This window comes from Solibacillus merdavium, from assembly GCF_014836935.1.
Classification (GTDB): Bacteria; Bacillota; Bacilli; order Bacillales_A; family Planococcaceae; genus Solibacillus; species Solibacillus ferritrahens.
Genome location: NZ_JACSPW010000006.1, coordinates 97,095 through 113,344 on the forward strand (window position 1 = coordinate 97,095; position 16,250 = coordinate 113,344).

The 16,250-nt window shown below is 34.8% G+C and carries 12 protein-coding genes; 1 reads left to right on the forward strand and 11 read right to left on the reverse strand.

The features are described 5' to 3' along the window. Positions 1 to 107: 107 nt before the first annotated feature. The 9 genes from H9632_RS08125 to H9632_RS08165 all read right to left on the reverse strand — a co-directional run bounded on the left by H9632_RS08125 (position 108) and on the right by H9632_RS08165 (position 13,096). Positions 108 to 1,949 (reverse strand): S-layer homology domain-containing protein, encoded by a 1,842-nt coding sequence (locus H9632_RS08125; protein WP_191703619.1) that lies wholly within the window; start codon positions 1,947 to 1,949, stop codon positions 108 to 110. 499 nt (positions 1,950 to 2,448) lie between these two features. Next, positions 2,449 to 4,284, reverse strand: coding sequence for a nuclease-related domain-containing DEAD/DEAH box helicase (locus H9632_RS08130; RefSeq protein ID WP_191703683.1), 1,836 nt, complete (start codon positions 4,282 to 4,284; stop codon positions 2,449 to 2,451). Then, entirely contained in the window at positions 4,268 to 4,522 is a 255-nt protein-coding gene (locus tag H9632_RS08135) for a YrhA family protein (RefSeq protein WP_191703620.1), read from the reverse strand. Before H9632_RS08135 ends, H9632_RS08130 begins: the two co-directional genes overlap by 17 nt. A 644-nt stretch (positions 4,523 to 5,166) precedes the next feature. Further along, positions 5,167 to 5,472: a hypothetical protein gene (locus H9632_RS08140; protein WP_191703621.1), complete on the reverse strand. Its 306-nt coding sequence runs from the start codon at positions 5,470 to 5,472 to the stop codon at positions 5,167 to 5,169. Positions 5,473 to 5,488: 16 nt separating this feature from the next. Further along, positions 5,489 to 7,033: a ribonuclease YeeF family protein gene (locus H9632_RS08145; protein ID WP_191703622.1), complete on the reverse strand. Its 1,545-nt coding sequence runs from the start codon at positions 7,031 to 7,033 to the stop codon at positions 5,489 to 5,491. Between the two features lie 618 nt (positions 7,034 to 7,651). Beyond that, the gene (locus H9632_RS08150) at positions 7,652 to 8,485 is read right to left on the reverse strand and encodes a hypothetical protein (RefSeq protein WP_191701571.1); all 834 of its coding nucleotides are present in this window, start codon (positions 8,483 to 8,485) and stop codon (positions 7,652 to 7,654) included. A gap of 251 nt (positions 8,486 to 8,736) precedes the next feature. Then, positions 8,737 to 10,974, reverse strand: coding sequence for an immunoglobulin domain-containing protein (locus tag H9632_RS08155; protein ID WP_191701570.1), 2,238 nt, complete (start codon positions 10,972 to 10,974; stop codon positions 8,737 to 8,739). A 705-nt stretch (positions 10,975 to 11,679) separates the two neighbouring features. Next, positions 11,680 to 12,813 carry a site-specific integrase gene (locus H9632_RS08160; protein ID WP_191701569.1) on the reverse strand — a complete coding sequence of 378 codons (1,134 nt, stop codon included), beginning with the start codon at positions 12,811 to 12,813 and terminating at the stop codon, positions 11,680 to 11,682. Positions 12,814 to 12,898: 85 nt separating this feature from the next. Further along, the gene (locus tag H9632_RS08165; RefSeq protein WP_191701568.1) at positions 12,899 to 13,096 is read right to left on the reverse strand and encodes a helix-turn-helix domain-containing protein; all 198 of its coding nucleotides are present in this window, start codon (positions 13,094 to 13,096) and stop codon (positions 12,899 to 12,901) included. A 1,395-nt stretch (positions 13,097 to 14,491) separates the two neighbouring features. Between H9632_RS08165 and H9632_RS08170 the strand changes: the two genes are divergently transcribed. Further along, positions 14,492 to 14,854, forward strand: a complete 363-nt coding sequence (locus H9632_RS08170; protein ID WP_191701567.1) for a hypothetical protein — start codon at positions 14,492 to 14,494, stop codon at positions 14,852 to 14,854. A gap of 457 nt (positions 14,855 to 15,311) precedes the next feature. Here H9632_RS08170 and H9632_RS08175 read toward each other — a convergent pair whose 3' ends face one another. Both H9632_RS08175 and H9632_RS08180 read right to left on the reverse strand, forming a co-directional pair. Next, positions 15,312 to 15,524, reverse strand: coding sequence for a bacteriocin immunity protein (locus H9632_RS08175; protein ID WP_191701602.1), 213 nt, complete (start codon positions 15,522 to 15,524; stop codon positions 15,312 to 15,314). Between the two features lie 132 nt (positions 15,525 to 15,656). Further along, positions 15,657 to 15,995 carry a hypothetical protein gene (locus tag H9632_RS08180; protein WP_191701566.1) on the reverse strand — a complete coding sequence of 113 codons (339 nt, stop codon included), beginning with the start codon at positions 15,993 to 15,995 and terminating at the stop codon, positions 15,657 to 15,659. Between the last annotated feature and the right edge of the window lie 255 nt (positions 15,996 to 16,250).

Here is a 16,250-nt window from a genome sequence, read left to right on the forward strand (position 1 = left end):
ATATAATGTTGAGTAAGAATTAAACTAACGCACCCGATAGTTAATGGGTTTTAATTTTAGATTTATTAATATAAAGCATATGAGCAGAACAAAGGGTATTTGATTATCTATTTCTTATCATATGCTAAGAAAACTCCCCCATTTTCGTAATTGTAATATAAAGAAAATTTAACTTTATCATTCGGATTACTTGTTATTACATTAGCAGATGTAAAAGCTTTGTTGTAAAGTTCTATAACCTCTTCTCTTGATTTCTTAAGTGCCTCAGCATGTCTCTTTATTCCTTTTTCAGTGTTTCCCAAGAATTTAATAGTATACACTGGAACATCATTATAAAGATTGTTATCATATGCGATTTTATAATGATTGATAGTTAAATTTCTTGTTAATTCAGTTACATTCTCTTGACCCTTAGGTAACATGATTTCATTAACCGAATTATACTGTGTCGGTAATAGGGTTTTTAATGAATCAGGAACCACTGACGTCATTGCTTCTCCTTTATACGCATACTTTAATTCTCCAGTTAAAAAGTCAAAATATAATGCATACTGAACAGGGTCACCCCCCTTACTCTCTAGTAATATTCCAGTTTGGTATGCTAAATTAATTAAAGTAATAACTTCTTCTCCTGATTTTTCAATTTTATCTGAAATACCCATAACTAAGTCAAAAAGTTCTCCTCGGTTATTAACAATTTTAGCTACTCCTTCGATATTCAGTTCATTACTTTTAACTGCTTTTTCATATTGTGTTTTTAAAGATTGGGTTAAACCGGTTGCACCTAGTTTCTTGTTGGGTACTTTAATTTCACTTAAATCCTTTAGGTTATTAGTTTTTATGTATGCTCCAACATACCATGGAGAAAGCTTTTCCCCATACATGCTATCAGAGTACTGCATTTGAGTTACTGTCTTATAGTCGAACATTATTACAAATGCTCTTTTTTCACCTTGAACATCAAGAGAAGATATTGGTTTACCCTCTAAGAATGATTCATTAATAATGTCTATAGTTTGTTTCATGGGCAAACCAAAGGTACTATCTGCTAACTGAGCAATTCTTTTTTTCAAATCAAACTGATAAATTTGTTTCATTTCCCTAGACATTCTTGTTCCGGTATATATAGAGTTACGAACTAACACTGCAATCTTGTTAAATTCCGGCTTCATTTTTTCACTAAATTCTTCTGCATTTGCATAACCCTGTGGGACGTATTCACCATCACTATATTTGAAGGGTTCAAGATATTTCAGCAACTGTTCCCCATCCATTGCTCTAACCTCTTCCTCAGTAACTAATTCCCAATCCTTAGCTTCTGAAGTTTTCAATGCTCTATGCATGAATACTGCAAAATGTGCACGTGAAAGGGATTCATTTTCTCGAAAAGTTCTATCTTCAAAACCAGTTGTTATCCCATTATTAATTAATGATTTTACATAAAACTCTAATTCTTTAGATACATCATTTAAAGACTTCGTATCTTCATTAGGATACAAGCCAAAAGAAAGGGATAATATTTTTGCCATTTCCCCACGTGTTAGAGGTTTATCAGGGTGTATAAGACCCTTATCATCTGACTCTAAAACTCCTGCTTGCATTAATTTTTTAATATCATCATAATATGGGTTTTCTATTCTAAGGTCATTAGGTCTACTGAATACCTTTACCGCCGATAAATCCACTACACGATTAATTAATGCAGATGCGTGTTTACGTGAGATTTGCTGTGTCGGTTTAAATGTACCGTCTTCATACCCACTGATAATTCCTTGTTTAGTCATTTCTTTTATGATTCCATGGTAAGGATTGCTCTTTGGTACGTCCTTAAATTCTCCTTTTTCTACATTTGCTTGGGCATTTAAAGGAATTGAAGTAACGATTATGGGGGTTGCTATAGCCATACTCATGGCCATTAATAATATTTTTCGTTTGCTATTGCTTTTCATCTGTTTATTCCCCTTAACTCTTTGTGTATATTTTTGTTTTATTCTAGGTTTGAATTATAAACTAGAAAATCATTGGATCGGATGCGTAACGTGGATAAACTACAGTATTATTTAACTGATTGGTATAATACGAAAATAAAGAAGGGCCGCCAGCAAAACCCCTGACTGCTCTTCCATTAAAACGGAATATTAGGTAGTTTTTCTAATATTAAGTATCGCTTCATATCTGGCAAAGCCATGCTGTATTTAGCATCGGGGTCACTCATTCTTGAAGTGACCCCTAAAAGCTAGACACGGTTATTTCAACTAGGCAGCTTGGCTAAACTGAGTTCGGTACTGTACCGTACTCAATTTTAAATTTGCCTTGATTCTTTATTGTGGTATTAATTCATTAAATTGCTCGATAATTTTGAATTCCTTAAAAGGAATTCAGATTTAGCGGCACCATCCCACCCTTTTACGATATAGACGAAAGATATACTGTTTATTTCTATCTTAACTACCAATCAGGAAACGTATAGACCGGTTCATTTAACGATGCAAACTCCGGTATGTACTGACCAATATAGTTTAAACATGTAAAATGGAACGAACCGTCTGCTTGCTTTCCTTTCACACGCGACATGGCGATAAATAATGCATGCTGTACCGTTTTTAGAGACGGCGTATCACGCTGTTCAATCAGTCCATCTTCGCGATACGTTGTAGACGGAGCATCTAATACTAATACAACATTCGGTGTTTCCCATCCTTTATAGCTATGATAAGAGCATACTTTTAGGCGCCCTGTTCCACCTTGAAAGCGCCATTTTTCAGCACGGCGCGCATCGACTGATTTTTTCTTCTGTAAATCATAGACGTGTGATACACGCGCACCACGGTGTTGAAAGAAACGAACAATTTCAGCGCCTGTCTCTTCGTTCGTTGTTAAAATCGTAATATCCTCTATTGGATTCGTTTGAAGCAGCGTTAATACGACTTGTTCAATTTGCTGTAATTTTTCATTGCGCCAAATTGCTTGATGATTTAAAAATTCAATTTCATCAAAAAAGCTGCCTTGCTCATTAATTTGTGCAACCTCAATTTCTTCCCCCTGTATATGGAACATTGCCTTTGCTGTTTCAATTTTTTCAATAATTTTTTTCGGCAGACGGTATGATTGCTTAAGCTCAATTGGCTTTTTCTTAAAGCCAAGCGACTTTCGTTCTTCAGATTGCTCTAGCCATTGCCCGTGCCCGTATAAATTTTGTGCTGGATCATAAAAAACAGCAAATTCGCCCTCTTGTGTATAGAGCTTTTGTAAAAAGTCAAGCCAGCCAGCTTGAAAGTCCTGCCCCTCATCAATTAGTATCGTATCGTATAAAAAATCAACATCATGCTGAGGCAGTATATATTGTTTAATCTGGGAAATCCAGCCTGCAGTAAAATCTTGCTCTTCCTCCTCTTCATCAGCATTACGTTCAATATCTGCACTTGCTAACAAGTTTTTTAATAAATCATGAAAATGTAAAATCGTTAAATGCGGCTTTGCCTTTTTATAGTTCGTTTCATCGCTTTGTTGGCTGCACATATCACGTATATAATGGCGCAGCGTAATGTTATACGTTAAAATAAGGACATTTTCACCCCTGGTAGCAGCCTGCAATGCCTTTTCCGTTAGCATTAACGTTTTGCCTGCACCGGCAACTCCCTTATAAAGCAGCTGCTTAGCTGGCTGAAGCTCAGAATATTTCGCCTGTTGATTTGATAACTGCACTTTATTTGCACGTTCTAAATCATAATCGGAATAGCTAAGGACGCGATGGAGGTCATCTGTTAATCGCTGCAATTGATTGCCTTCCGCAAAATTCGAACGATCGCATGAAAACGCAAATGTATGAGTCTTTGCGGATAAGCGATTTGTTGGCTCAGCTATATACGCGACATCTTTACGTGTCCAAATTTTGGTATAGGTTGGGTTACCGCAAAATGTGCGCGCTTGTTGGTTTGTCGCATTATGAAAATACACAACCGTTTCAATACAACCAAAATAGGCATCATTCGCTTGAAATGCTTCAGAAAATTCAATGCTCGCGCGTAGCTCATTTTTTAATAGCGACTCGCGGTAATGAACCACTTGCTGCACCGGGTTTTTCTTGATTCGCTGTCCGTTTGTCCCCCTTACATAACCGTTCGGCAAATACGTAGACGAATTCAAGTCGTAATCCTTCACCTCAATAATAACAATCCCCTTTTTCGGATGGAACGCGATAAAATCCGGCTTCATCGAATTAATTTTTGGCTCCTCATAGACAGTCCAGCCATCGAAGCGACGGCTCTCAAATAAAGCTAATATTGCCGTTTGGTTTTTTTTCTAATAATACTTCATCAATTCCATATAGAATAAATCCATTAAACTCTAAACCATTTACCATCTTTAAAACATTACTATATTCAGTTGGTAAATCTTTTTGCAACTCCTCCTTAACACTTAATTTAAATTTAGCTAACTCTACTTCACTAGCACCTGAATTTATTTGCTCACCGTATAATTTTTTCTCTTCTATTATTTCTTCTAATTTGATTTTCCACATTTTTTTAAACCTCCTAATGTTTTTCAGGATACAATTTCCCTGAAAGCCTTTATTTATAAGGGTTTTCAGCTTTTTTTATTTTATAAATTACTCCTGAAAATGAATCAATTTTATTGTTGCGTGACGGATGTGTGTCGAATTTTTTTAAATCAATAGGAAATGATTTTTGGAGCATCCGGCCTCGATCATCAATGGCACAAGCGAATATTTGTGCTTCGCAATGTCGATACCGATTACTAGTGTATTTTCAGAAACTTGATTTATTTAATTTATTAGATAGTCCTCTCGTAGATGAATGAGTCAATTTAGACGTTGATACTCAAGCATCATATAGGTTGGCTTTTTTGTTTTCAAGTCCCTGAAAATCCTTCTAAATTTAAAGGCAGGTAGAAGAAAGCGAAGATATGCCTAAGGATAATAGAAATGTTGGTAACTGATGATATTGTGGTTATTTGCTGAAAGTAATAAGCGTTACTTAGGACATACATTTTAAAGTAATTTGTACGCACTCTATAATTTGGGGAAACATCATATAAGGCTTATAAGTATTACCTCTACTCTCTAAATAAAAACCAATTTATTCGGCACTCCCCCCACTAAAAAAGCCTTAAAAGAAAATAAAACTCTTTTAAGGCTTCTCATTACTAGACGTTATTGATTTTGTCTTTATAAACTTTTAAAATTGTTGTGTTTAAATCACTGATTTCTGAGAAATGCCATTCAAAGGTAGTTATAATTCTATGAAGTTCAAATAACATTTTTTCTATTTCATCAGCATCATTCATATCCAATGAACCAAAATTGTTTAATATAGTATCTAAATCTCTAGTTAACATTCTAAAATCCTCAAGGTTCTCGTATTGTTCATCTAAATCTTCTTTATTTACAATATTAATACTTGAATTAAGTTTATCTAGTATGTCCAATATTCCTTCTAACTTTTTATCCATATAAATTCCTCCACTATTATTTCCACCCCTTAACTACTCGTCCAAGTGCTTTTTTAGTCTTATCAGGGTTTAAAGTACCATCTAAATTCAAAACGTATTTCACATTCCCTGTCTTATCTATTACTTCTAAATGGTCTTTGTGTAATGCGTCAAGATAAACTCCATAACCCTTTTTCAGATATTGGTTATCAGTTTTCTTTTCTATCTTATATATTGATTGTCCATCGTACTTTACTTTTGATTTTGATAAGGATTTACTTATTAATTTTCCAAATTCCATATCAAAAAACTCATTCATATTTGAAACAGGTTTAACAATACCCTTAGTAACAGCTTTCTCTGTTACTCCACTTTCAGCTTTCGCCATTGTAATCAGTTGATCCTTCAACTGCACACCATTTACCACATTATAAGGTATTCCTCCTGGTATAGCCAACTGAGGACGTGGAGCATATGGCAAGAGATTGGCAAGTGAAGCACTCGCATGATTAGTAGCGGAAATGATTGTTGGAACAGCTGATTTAGCTGTAGTGGTACCTGTCTTTACGAGGGCGTTGGCACCTTTTGTTCCTACAATAGAAGTTACCACCGTCCCTGAAGCGTAAGCAACCCAATGGGCACGCGAATTGGCATCCCCATTGACCATATCTTGCTCATAGGATTCCGAGATAGCCGTTTTAATGGTGTTAAAAGTGGCTATTGGATTTGAGACTGCATTCACTATGCCATCGACAGTTGCTTTTGGATTTGTGATTGTATCCCACAGACCTGTCACGAAATCTTTTCCTGCATCAAAAAGACCTGTTCCAACTCCTTTAACAACTTCTATCCCCGTGTCTATTATGGTATCGTTACCCTCCATATCCATGGAATTAACTCCGGATATTGTGGAAGTTGCCAAATTGGTCAAAAGTGGGTTGCACGAGGTTAAGGCTGCCCATTGATTAGATTGAAATTGGATATCAGTTAGCCCGTCTTTAAACAATCCTTCTAAATCAGTAAGCCAGGTTTTCATTGTCTGTATATCTTGTTCAACAGGATATAGTGCGTTCGTCTGAGTAGCATCAAATTCGTAAAGCTGCGTGACCGTGTCATCACGTCTCTTTTTCGAATAAATGACTCCCTCTTGCAGTCCACTATCATCAAGACGTGGTAGCCTAATAATGTCATTCACTTGATCCATAATGCTATTTGTCTCATCTGTTAAATTAGATGTTAATCGGCTAACCAACGTAAGTCCCTGTTCAAGTTCACCCTCAAGGAACTGTTCCAATATGTAGCCTGCCGAATCAGGTTCGAGTGAGTAAAGAGCAGTCTGCATCTGTTGAAGAACATGTTTAAAATGTTCAGAAAACAACTGAAAAAATTGAAGAAATGGTAAGTGACATTCTTCATAAAACGAACGAATGGCATTCCCTCCTCGCCCTTTCAATGATTCCTCCAACTGGGTAAGTTCTTTAATTGCTTTTTTTATCCTTTGCATTTCTACTTCAAGACGATGGAGCATCTCCATATTCCTTTTTAACCCTGCATGTAATTCTTCAGCATCTAATACCTTCATACACTCACCACCTTAATTGACGATTATCAGTAAAACAAATTGTCTTTTTTTTATATCTTGGTGTCACAATAAGTTTACAAGATTTAATTACGTTCCTACCATATGTAAACATACCCATTAGGCTATAGGACTTTAATCCAACTTTGATGTATAGAAGATAAAGCAAGTTCCTAAGAAGGCAGCAATAGTATACAGAATAATAGAATTATGGATGGAGAGGTTTGAGACGCTTGGAATTGATAGTAAGGTTAAATTACCACACCCATTAAATCTAATGTTAAACATTAAAGTAACTTGACTGTAAAGAAGAATTAGATAAAAAAATAACTCACCATACAAGTAAGTCATTTTAAATATAGAGTATTTTTGAAGATTTCTGTTTTATGGTTATTAACCGCCAATACTTATGATACGGTTCCTCACTCTGCTAATCTCATTTTTATTGCCTTCATTTTAACTTCTACTGGATAACTCACTCTTGTTCCCATAGAAAAAACACCTCCACGTTGTCATATAGGTTTAATACCCGTTTTTCAACGTAAGGTGTTTTTATTTGTCTCACTTTTTTAGGTCAATGCAAATGTTTAGGGCTTTTTAGTGAGTGGTCTAAACTATGAATTAAAATGGTTCTGGAATTGTAATGGGCTCACCCCATTGTGTGAATGTATTACTAGTTGTTTCAGAAATGCCTGCAATATTACCAGTAGAAACGTAGTATGCACCTAAATATTCATCAGTAATCCATAGCTCAACATCTGAAAGTGTCATGCCTTCTAAGTTGACAGGGCCTTCTGGGACAAGTTGCCAAGCTGTTTTAACAAATGCCTTATTATCAGGTACTTCTCCAAACTCAATCACTTTCCATTGCGATACAGCTGCTAAATATTGCGTAATCATGTACGGATGAGAAAAAACTCTTGTCAATTTGATTGTATTTGTTGCAAGTATGACATCCATATCTTCAGATGTATCATCCTCTTCAATCCATTGCCCTTCCTGTTTCAACCAACCTGTATTTTCATGAATAATAATACTCATATCTTCATTTTCCACATGCATCGAATATTGTGGATCAAATTTAAAATCGACATTTGAGGATTCGGTAGAAGTTTGTGCAAATTGTGATCCGGTTTTTACTGCCAGCATTGTTTCCATCATACAATGGGCGAGCTCACCGCCGTTAATAAGAGCATCCTTCTCAAATTTAATCGTGTTGCACTGTTGTGGTGTTTCAAAATTTGTTGATGTTTCATCATTCGTAGGTTTTGTCGATTCGGTGTTTTCTGGAGATGTTTCAGTAGTGTTTGGCTCGCTATTTTCTTCAGGTGCTGTTGTGCCGTTTTCTGAGTTACAAGCTGATAATAAAAATAAAGTCAACATTAGAAAAAGAATGAGTTGAGGCTTGCATTGTACGAGAAGTTTTTCATACAAATTATTGCGAAAGAATTTCAATCCATTTAGCTCCTTTTTCAACTAGATTTTATTACGTCTTCATATTATAAATTATTTGAAATTAATAAAACATAAGGAAATAGTCAAATACATTGTGGAGAGAATCAATACTATAGTAGGAAGGACGGAGGTACTTGGATTTGTCCGCAGTTTTTTTCAAATTATTTAGTGTTACTTGGGATAGTGTTGTGAAAAAAGTCTGCTAATATAAGGAAATGCGAACCCTATAAAGAGCTCGCATTTTTTGTTTATTAAAGTGCTTCTACTTTTGCTAGAACTTTCGCTAACACTTTGGCCATTTGACCTTTTGTTACGTTTTCTTGTGGCTTTAATAAGCCATTATCGCCACTTACTGCACCAATTTCAATCAGAATTGATACATGTGGTTTCGCATAATCAGATACTTTTGAAGCATCCTTGAAATCACCTGTTAAATCATTAGACGCTTCAATACCTTTTGCTTCTAAAAGGTTACTTAATACCGCAAACATTTGTTGACGTGTGATTTTTCCGCCCGGATTGAATGCACCACTTTCACCATTCATCAAACCTAAATCAGCTAATGCACCTGCACTTCCCGCATACCAAGTACTTGAATTAACATCAGCAAAGCTTGTAGCTGTTTCATTTAAACCTAGTGCGCGGACTAATGTTCCTGCAAACTGAGCACGTGTCATGTTTGCAGTTGGATTAAATTTGCCGTTATCTCCTGTGAAGATACCGCGTTGTGCTAACATTTCAATGTCTGAACGGAATTGATTGTTGCTAATATCAGTTAAATCTATGTTCGCATCAACGAATACTAATTCACCAGCTTTATGCAATTGCACAACGATCTTACCGTCTTTAATTGTATAGGCTACAGCTTCTAAACCATTTGCAGTACGGATTTTTAATATCTTATTAGCATTTTCAGTAAGAACCGGAATTGTAATTGTAGCTGCTCTCGTATTATTTAATTCTGTACTGGTAATGACTAAATTCCCTGTTTCTTTATTAATTGTTATCGTTACTGAACCTTCAACTAATCCAACCGGTAAATCTAACTTGACTAATTTTAAAATGTCTTGTTCCACACTTGGCGTTTCAGTAGGTACTTCTAAAGGCGGTGTTGTTTCAGTGTTATCAGCCGGTGGTGTTACTGTATCTGTTGGTGCTGGAACAGATGGTGTTGGTTGTGTCGGCACTGTTGGTGTCGGATTAACTGGCGCTGGTTGCGTTGGCTCTACTTCCACGTCACCATTACCCGGTGTTGGATCAACTGGTGTCGGGGCTGGCATAACAGTTAATGTTGCCGCATTCGATGTTGCATTTCCAACTGCGTTTGTTACTACGACCGCATAAATGCCTGCATCACCCGCTTGCACATTGTTAATTGTCAAGCTCGCCCTTGTTGCCCCTACAATATCTGCTCCATCTTTTTTCCACTGATAGCTTAAAGATGTATCACTTGTTGCTGTAACAGTAAATGTTGCACTGCCTCCTGCTATTATCATTTGATTACTTGGCTGTGTTGTAATTTCCAGTGCGACTGGGACTGGCGTAACTGTTAATGTTGCCGTATTCGACGTTACATTTCCTACTGCGTTTGTTACGACTACCGTATAACTGCCTGCATCACTTATTTGCACATTGTTAATTGTCAAGCTTGCGCTTGCTCCCCCTGCGATATCCACTCCACCTTTTTTCCATTGATAGTTTAATGGTGCATCGCCAGTTGCTGTAACAGTAAATATTGCACCGCCTCCCACAGTTATTGTTTTATCACTTGGTTGCGTTGTAATTGTTGGTGCGACTGTCGCGGGCTTGATAGATAATGTTGCCGCATTCGATGTTACGTTTCCTATTTCGTTTGTCACTACTACCGTATAGTCACCAGCGTCACTTGTCTGTAAATTATTAATTGTTAAACTAGCACTTGTTGCTCCTACAATATTTATTCCACCTTTTTGCCATTGATAGCTTAATGTTGCATCGCCAGTTGCTGTAACCGTAAAGGTTGCACTGCCTCCTGCTGTTATCGTTTGATTACTTGGCTGCGTTATAATTGTTGGTGCTGTTCCTACGGTATAGACTTGTCCCACTGTATAACCTGTTGCAATCGCAAGTCCATCTCCATTAACTATCCCTGTTCCAGAAGGTTTTAAATCCAATCGAAGTGTTCCCACACCTGTTATGTCGTTAACCATTACTTGAAAGATTGTTCCGCCTCCAACCACTGATGCGATACGACCAGATGCATTCCCTGTTGTTGTTAATATGAAGTCATCGGAATCAACTCCCGTTACACTTTCACTGAATGTTACTAGATAAGTAATACTTGTTGCATTTGTTTTTTCATCAAGAGGTAAATTTCGATTAATATTGATTACCTTTGGTGGAGTACCACTAGCTGCTTGTACCCAATTCTTATTTGGAATCATGGTACCAAACGTTAAGAATAAAACTACTAGTAGCAAAGTTATTTTCTTTAATGCCTTATCGTTCATTTCTATTCCTCCTTTCCAATATTTCAATAAAAACTTACTAATCTTCTGTTCAATTCTCAAGTTGCAATTTTACATTTCCATTATAATACATCATCTAACATTAATAGCCAATATTATTACTGTATAATATTATTTTTGTTTAGTCCTATTCACGTTAATTTCAATCACTTCGATATCTAGGATTTCAAACAATAAGAATGAGCACTTACCCAATTCGGCATAATTTAAGCAACGAAACTAAATTAACTAGGATGTGAATGCCCTAGGACTAACGTAAAACAAATCAGCTTTTTTACATTTATAAATAGTTACTGATGTTAAAAAATCCCTGTTGGTTTGATATGACAACACAATTTTCTAAAACAGATAATACAGATAAATAAAAAAAGAGTAATACAAACCACTTGTTTACTCATCCGCAATTTGTCCGCAGAATTATTTTTTTGTGCTTATTTATTTAAATGAATTAATTTATCCTCTCTTAAAAACCTTATTAAATCAGGCTTATTTAACTTAATTGAATTTAATTTAACTCGTTTTATTTAGCCGGATAAATTCGACAAGGTGGGGGTCGCTGGTTCGAGACCAGTCGGGACCATCAGTTTAGTAAGCCAACAAACGTTGTTATAACAGCGTTTGTTGGCTTTTTCTTTTGGAACAGTTTCAGTCCAGAACCACGAATTTCAAGCCATGCTCACAAAATGCTCACGAGATTTTTTCCAGTGCTTTTTCAAAAACATCTGCTAAATCATTATCTTCATTTGGAACGAGATGAGCATATGTTTCTAACGTGATTCTAGCATTCGGATGACCTAAGCGTTTTGACACCTTCACAACATCAATACTATTAGAAATTAAAATGGATGCGTGTGTATGACGAAAATCATGGAAGCGAATTTGTGTTACGCCAGAAGTGGTAATCAGTCTTTTTAATGCTCGTAACACATTTCGTGGATCTTGTTTTGATCCAGTTTCCGTACATATCACAAGATCTTCCTCCTGATATTGTTCACCAAGTTGTTCTTTCCAAATTTCTTGTTGTTTGCGATGGTTAACTAAGGCTTTCACAACCATATCTGAAATTGGAATGATTCGATTCGATTTTCGCGTCTTAGTTGACGTTAAAATATAACCCTTTTTCGGAATATAAGCTAACGAACGTTGGACATGAATCGTTTTATTAATAAAATCAACATCGCTCCATTTTAATCCTAAAATCTCGCCTCTTCTCAATCCAGTATAAATGGCAAGTAAGAAAGTTAAATAATGTCTTTCTCCTTTACAGTGTTCAAGAAACGTATTGATTTCATCATAAGACCAAATTTTCATTTCTTCTTTTTTCACAGCAGGCGGATCAGCGTCGTTAACTGGATTGTATTTAATTCTCTTCCATTTAACCGCTTGATTGAATGCTTGATTTAAAATTTGATGCATCTTATGAATATAACTCGAACTATACTCTTCATTAATTTTAAAATTATAAAAAGCATCAATATCCTCTGTCGTAATTTTCGATAAAGGTTTATTTGCAAACGGGTTCTCTCTTATTAAATGTTTATTGATTAAAGATTGAGCATTAGATGCCGTTGTTTCTTTAATCCGTTTTTCAAAGTGAGATTTAAACCAACTTTCAATAAAAGAAGCGAAAATTTCCTTACTTGGTTCTACATAACCTTGTGCATCAATTTCCTGAAGCACTTTGTTAAGAGCTGCTTGTGCATCTTTTTTGCGTTTGAAACCACCTTTTGTTTTTTGTTTACGCTTACCAGTAAAAGGATCTCTTCCAATATCAACTACATACTGATCGGTATTTCCTCTCTTTTTCACACTGCCTTGCATTATTATTGCTAACCTCCATTTAATCTTGTGTATTAATAAAGGTAAGCAAGTGATCTACTTTCATTTTGACCACTTGCTTCCTGTTTTATAAGCCACACGCCTGTTGCTGTGAAAGCCAATCAAAAAATTTATCCTTTAAAACTCGTTTGCAACGACCAATTCGAATCAATGGAAATGAAGTCTGTTCCATCAATTCATAAGCAGTTGGTTTGGAAACCATTAAAATTTCGGCTATATGTTCAGCAGTCAAAATCACTGGATAATCTTCAAGACTTTTATGCATTGTTTACATGTCACTCCTTTCGAAAAAGAAAAAACCGCAGATGAACATAACCACCAACATAAATGAAGTGGTTATATTCCCTGCGGTTTTCGCTTAGTAATGGAATTTAATATTTAATTTGAAAAGATTATATCCTAATATTTTTCCTATTCTAAGTACTTTTTTTAATTATTTTTGATAGAGTAAGTTATTCTAAAAATACCTGTAGTCGTGACCACAAAATTGTTGCCGAATTCTAAAGTAAACATCTCACCTAACGGGTTCGGTTGATGAGGAGAAAAATATTAAAAATAATGTAAATGTAACTCTAATTTAGCATTATATTTAGACAGTAAATTCTCTATATAAATGGTGATTAAAAATGCTCAGATTATTTCTAAGCGTTTTTTTATGAAATATTTTACTCTAAATGGGGTTACTTCGAAAAATGCGGATTTACAACGATAAGGATATGCATGATTTTATGCAAGAAAACCCATGACGCAGCATTTCCAAAAACACGCTCAAACTGTTATTGGAACTAGGTTTGTAGAAAAATACATAAAACCGCGTATAAACAATATTACATACAAAAAGCCATAAACGTTGATTTAACAATATCTCTGGCTTTCTGATGTATTCCCAAACTTTGATTTGGGAACGTTTATTTCATTGAGTCTGAATAGTTATGCGTCTGATTTTTAATTGTTATTTTTTATTTATAAACTTCATAATGAAAAGAATAATAACTAAAATCATCAGAAATATTCCAAGATAAAGCAAACCTGTTCCTAAAGGATAGTTTAATGCAAGTTCTTTTTGAAGTTCTAATAGCTCTGGTTTACTTATAGAATCGAAATCTTGTAAAGGTATAAGAATCGTTTGTAATAGAAACCCAATCACTATTAAACAGAATGATAAAAAACCCATAATGAAAAGCGTTGTTTTATGGAATAAATACCGCATAATATCACCTCAACTTATACTATTTCCTACATAGACATTATTTCTTAATAAAAGTTGTTGAATATATAAACGCACCCAAAGCATAGTTTGTGTACTTATTGTTCACAAACAGCCAAAATTTCCCTATTCAATTGAATAAGGGGGATTGGTTCCCTAAGTGACATTTGGGAACGTTATTATTTATGCTTTATCAATCAAATAAAATAATTAAGTTTTGTTTTTTAATCTTTTTTCGATATATATCCAAGCATAATAAATGAACCAAGCAATCAGAGGAATTAACATTAGATAAGTAAGCTCATTTGCCGTAAAATAGTATATTAAAAGTAAGCCTATTATTAACACTGGTACGAAGATAATAAAATACTTCTTTTTATGCACCATGACACCAACCCCTTCACATTTCATAAAAATAATTTTAACATATATTACCAATAGAATAACCGAAAAATGGTTGTTTTTGACGAAAAACAAGACTTAATATATGAGGGTAATCTGAATAACTTTGAGGTTTGTGGTGAAGGTAAGTACTACATTGATGGAAAGATGTTAAATAAATTCAATATCCCGAGTAAATTATTAAATTTATTTAAATCGCACATATTTGATTTTGAAAATTTAGACCTGATATTACACGCTACTTTTATTAGCGAAAACGAAATAGATATTAATTGCGAAATAAAGATTACACTAAGAAAAGATGGAATTAAAGTTGTTTCAGGTTACATCATAGGAAATAAACCGTTATTAGTCTACGTTGATAGCGAACCGATTGAAATCAATATTCTTGGCAATCATAATGCAAAGGCTTAAACCATCTATTTCAGTTGATTTTAGGGTACGGGATTAATATGATTACAAAAAATATACTGTATTATAGATAGTAGACTAATCCTATTTCTAAAATAGACTGACTGCTCTTGTGGACAGCTTTTACAATTTTTTTAATTGCGATTTTTTACTACGTGTGCAATATAGCTAACTATCCAGAATACTTCCGGATATTTGGCTATTCGTATTACATAATGCAAAAATGCATGAAAATTAACATCCATTTGAGTACACTAAACAAAACCCTTTTTTATAGCTCCTTTCGTATGTAGTCGGTTGTCCAGACCTAACTATATTGTACGATTGGAGTTTTTTTATTGTCCATAGCTAAAAGCTTTCCGGAATCCCCTGTACAGCAGAGGGGTTTCAAACCTACAAAAAAGAACCCTTGAAGGCATATAGCCATTCAAGGTTCTCCTGATACATGTTCTAAATATAATTATTTTTCTTCTTCATACGCTAAGGCAATCTCCACTACTTCTTCTGGTGATAAATCCTCTTCATTCCAAAAAATTAAGTCACTAGGGGCTGGATGAGGAACATTGTCTTCTAAAATTTCTATATATCCGCTTACTTCTTCATCAGACAGCTTAGGATTACATATTTTATTTACTAGTCCAACTAATTCATCTTTAGATAACTTTTTTCTCATTTTTTCCACCTTCTCCACTTCTATTTCTCCCCAAAATGATAAGCAGGGCCTAAAATATTTTGGTGCATTTCTTAAGTCTTTACCTATATCCTTAGTAACTATTGATTATCTCTTAAAAACATTCACATTATATTATGAATACCACTCATCGTCAGAAAATTTCTCGCCATCTTCAGTAGGCTTTATATTGTATATGTCTATGAACCTTTTTATTTCTGACCTTAACAACACTAAATCCTTACTCTCAATTACAAAGCCCCTATGGTTATTCCAACCCATATCAACTTCTAAATTTATATCCAACTCCCTACACCAATCAATAAAATCATACATAATCATGGTAAAACAAACGTTAAATTTATGAACTGAAACCCAAATACCTATTCTTCCATCTTCAAGATCTTGTTGTCGTAATTTTAAATCTCCATCTAAGAACCATTTAGTATGTTGTTTTTGCTTCTCCTCAAGCATTAATTCGTCTCCTCCTATTCTTTGTATAAACCTGTAAGCACATTCATTGTTAGCCTTGTTCTTAAGCTACCATAAATCACTTCTTCCCACGACCAATACTTCCCAAAAAATTGTAATGATTCACCAAATACTTTAGCTAACTCATTATCAACTGATGTCCCTATTTGTGATTAGGCCTTGATTTATATATAGAGTATAAGAGTACCGATTTATCCTTAACATTATAAATTTACGCTTGCTAACCAAAATGCTAAA

Excerpts from the sequence above, each read along its gene's own strand:
- H9632_RS08125 (WP_191703619.1), bottom strand. The coding sequence starts at position 1,949 with ATGAAAAGCAATAGCAAACGAAAAATATTATTAATGGCCATGAGTATG.
- H9632_RS08135 (WP_191703620.1), bottom strand. The coding sequence starts at position 4,522 with ATGTGGAAAATCAAATTAGAAGAAATAATAGAAGAGAAAAAATTATAC.
- H9632_RS08140 (WP_191703621.1), bottom strand. The coding sequence starts at position 5,472 with ATGGATAAAAAGTTAGAAGGAATATTGGACATACTAGATAAACTTAAT.
- H9632_RS08145 (WP_191703622.1), bottom strand. The coding sequence starts at position 7,033 with ATGAAGGTATTAGATGCTGAAGAATTACATGCAGGGTTAAAAAGGAAT.
- H9632_RS08155 (WP_191701570.1), bottom strand. The coding sequence starts at position 10,974 with ATGAACGATAAGGCATTAAAGAAAATAACTTTGCTACTAGTAGTTTTA.
- H9632_RS08160 (WP_191701569.1), bottom strand. The coding sequence starts at position 12,813 with ATGCAAGGCAGTGTGAAAAAGAGAGGAAATACCGATCAGTATGTAGTT.
- H9632_RS08165 (WP_191701568.1), bottom strand. The coding sequence starts at position 13,096 with ATGCATAAAAGTCTTGAAGATTATCCAGTGATTTTGACTGCTGAACAT.
- H9632_RS08170 (WP_191701567.1), top strand. The coding sequence starts at position 14,492 with ATGGTTGTTTTTGACGAAAAACAAGACTTAATATATGAGGGTAATCTG.
- H9632_RS08175 (WP_191701602.1), bottom strand. The coding sequence starts at position 15,524 with ATGAGAAAAAAGTTATCTAAAGATGAATTAGTTGGACTAGTAAATAAA.
- H9632_RS08180 (WP_191701566.1), bottom strand. The coding sequence starts at position 15,995 with ATGCTTGAGGAGAAGCAAAAACAACATACTAAATGGTTCTTAGATGGA.